Below are 2,561 nucleotides of genomic sequence, written 5' to 3' on the forward strand. Positions count from 1 at the left end.
GTATCTGCGAAACGCTGAATTGTGAGATTACCGATGTGATTGAGTTAGTACCAGACGAGCCTGCTTCCACAGGAGGTAAGGAACATGAGCGAATTGAAACCAAGAATAACGGAAAACGGAATTGATTATATCCTTGTCGGAGATTATTACATCCCGGACTTGAAACTGCCGGAGGAACACCGCCCTATCGGAAAGTACGGACGGATGCACCGGGAATATTTAAGGGAAGTCCACCCAGCCAGATTGAATACATTGATACTGACCGGGGAATTGTGGACATATCTTGCAGACCTGAACGAACAGGCACAGGAACGGTTAGACACCATCATGGAGCAGATGAAAACTGCCGAGGGCGTAACCGAGGAATTGAAGCGTACCCACCAAATGGAATGGGTGCAGCGTTGCAATAACATTCATAACCGGGCAGAAGAAATTGTTTTGCATGAGATGATTTATTCATAACGGGAGCAATTAAATCGGAGGTATATAAGATGATTGAAATTGTATTTGGTGAAAGTGCCTGTGGAAGTTTGAAAATTGCCCAAACTTACGGCAAGGGAAAGTATAGAGGAAGTGCTGTTTCAATATTTATGAGGCATGAAGACGGGAGTGTTCCATCTTCAGATGAAATGAAAAAAGCACAGCTTCAAGCACAGGAACAAGAACGCATTGCTTGGGAGAATGCTATTCCATTGGGAGGCAAGAGCTGTGATGTTTATTGTTTTGATATGGCTCTTAGTGTGGGAGATATTTCTGATAATGGAATTGGCGAACAGCGGAAAAATGTTTTCAAGAAAATGCTGTCTGTCTGCTTTGTAGAGGATTTAGATTATCAGGTTGAAGAAAAAATACAGAAAATTAAAACTACATTGACCTCAGTGATTGAACGATATGTAGCTGGGGAAGAAATTCGCATTTGGTATAGCTATAATCCAGATGAGCTTTGTGGTATGTATTGGCTTATGAAACAACTTCAACCCTTAAACTGCCAGACAACAATTTATTTGGTTAAGTTACCTACATGGGAATATGGAAAAGAAAATACTATGACATCCAAAATAGCATGGGGCGAGGTCTCTCCTGGCGAATGGGGAAACTATATAACTCTACAAGAGAAAGCTAATCCTGTATTTCTTTCAGCTTGTGCTATGAAATGGAATCAACTTCAAAATGAAAATGCACCTTTGCGTGCAATGTTAAATGGTAAATTGCAAAGCGTTTCAGAAGATATATATGATAGTTTCATTCTTCGTGAAATTGCGGAACAGCCAGAGCAATTCAAAATGGCTATTGTCATAGGTAATGTTTTAGGAAAATATCAACTTGGAATTAGTGATGTATGGATTTCCAATCGCATTGATAAAATGCTTGAAGATGGTGTGTTGGAAATTATACAGGACGCACCAAAGGGAGAAACAAATTATCGCCGAATATTAAGAAAACGAATGAAGTAATAACCACAGCACAAACCGCTGCTACATGGAATCCAACAAACCATGCAACAGCGGTTTTCCTTTACCGTTTTTTCCTCTGGTTGATAGGCGTTCCCGTTTTCTTTGATTTTTGGAGAATCCGAATAAGCCAGCGAAATTCTTCATCTGACAGATTTTTATAGTTGATACCGAGCTGCTTGCAGTAAAGCACTGCCAGTTTTTCCAAACGGCTGCCCTTGAAATTTTCGACCGCTTCCAGATTTTCTTTCAGTTCATTGGCAACAGTGGTCTGGGGCGCACTCTCACTATCCTTTTTATGGGTTTCCCGAATATCCCGGATAATCAGGTTTAGGTCATCCAGAACCATGTGGCTGAAATATTCATCATCACTGATATGGGCGGCTTGCAGCACTTTCAAATGTGGGTCATCTTCGCCAGGGCGATACCGTTCTATGATTTCATGCCGGACAGTATCGACAAGGGTGTTGAGGTTTTGAATCTGCATGGTGGCAATCCCATCCACATAAATCTCAATGTCCGCAAGAAACTTGATAAAGTCCTTATGGGTGGCAAGTTCGCAGAGCAGACGGTTGTTGATCCGTCCGCTTTTCAGAAGTGCAACCATTTCATCGTTCAAATGCAGCTCCGTCAGTGGCGTGTTGATCTGCTCCCTGTTCTCTGTCCGGCACAGCAGATAATCGACGGAAACCCCATAGAAGTCTGCCAGCGTGATAAGGTTGCCATGATTGATTTCCTTAAAATCTTCTTTTTCATAACTGCCAAGGGCTGATTTAGAAATACCCGTTAGTTTTGATAGTTCTTCCAGATTTAAGCCTTTGTCCTTGCGGAGTTCCCAAAGGCGTTCCTGTATGCTTGTTGCTCCTTTCATGGGCACACGCTCCTTTCCAACGGTTTCATTGCTGCCGCTTATCTGGATTATATCACACTTTCCGTAATCGTGGAAATTTCTGATTTTTACCCTTAATTCCTACTTTGTGGACATACGGCACAGGGCACAAAAATGTTCTATGATACAGGTAGTTCATCGATGGATTATTCCAATCGAATGACCAGCCTGTGTGGGATATGCTTCCCCGGCGATGTAGCGCCATGACTTTTGGCAGGGAT

At 42.3% G+C, this 2,561-nt stretch carries 3 protein-coding genes and 1 pseudogene; 3 read left to right on the forward strand and 1 reads right to left on the reverse strand.

The window, feature by feature from the left end:
• The 3 genes and pseudogenes from DW059_RS15220 to DW059_RS15230 all read left to right on the forward strand — a co-directional run.
• Window positions 1-125: pseudogene (locus tag DW059_RS15220) on the forward strand (helix-turn-helix domain-containing protein); the annotation flags it as partial.
• Entirely contained in the window at window positions 85-462 is a 378-nt protein-coding gene (locus DW059_RS15225) for a TnpV protein (protein ID WP_005927690.1), read from the forward strand. The pseudogene DW059_RS15220 and the gene DW059_RS15225, both read left to right, overlap by 41 nt.
• A gap of 29 nt (window positions 463-491) precedes the next feature.
• Window positions 492-1,454 (forward strand): DUF3658 domain-containing protein, encoded by a 963-nt coding sequence (locus DW059_RS15230; protein WP_005927687.1) that lies wholly within the window; start codon window positions 492-494, stop codon window positions 1,452-1,454.
• A 61-nt stretch (window positions 1,455-1,515) separates the two neighbouring features.
• Here the strand turns inward: DW059_RS15230 and DW059_RS15235 are convergent, their stop codons facing one another.
• Window positions 1,516-2,322 (reverse strand): helix-turn-helix domain-containing protein, encoded by an 807-nt coding sequence (locus tag DW059_RS15235; RefSeq protein WP_005924756.1) that lies wholly within the window; start codon window positions 2,320-2,322, stop codon window positions 1,516-1,518.
• Between the last annotated feature and the right edge of the window lie 239 nt (window positions 2,323-2,561).

Source organism: Roseburia sp. AF42-8, assembly GCF_003435965.1.
Classification (GTDB): Bacteria; Bacillota; Clostridia; order Lachnospirales; family Lachnospiraceae; genus Roseburia_C; species Roseburia_C amylophila.

Bases quoted from the DNA above. Each gene is read 5' to 3' on its own strand.
- DW059_RS15225 (WP_005927690.1), top strand. From the start codon at position 85: ATGAGCGAATTGAAACCAAGAATAACGGAAAACGGAATTGATTATATC.
- DW059_RS15230 (WP_005927687.1), top strand. From the start codon at position 492: ATGATTGAAATTGTATTTGGTGAAAGTGCCTGTGGAAGTTTGAAAATT.
- DW059_RS15235 (WP_005924756.1), bottom strand. From the start codon at position 2,322: ATGAAAGGAGCAACAAGCATACAGGAACGCCTTTGGGAACTCCGCAAG.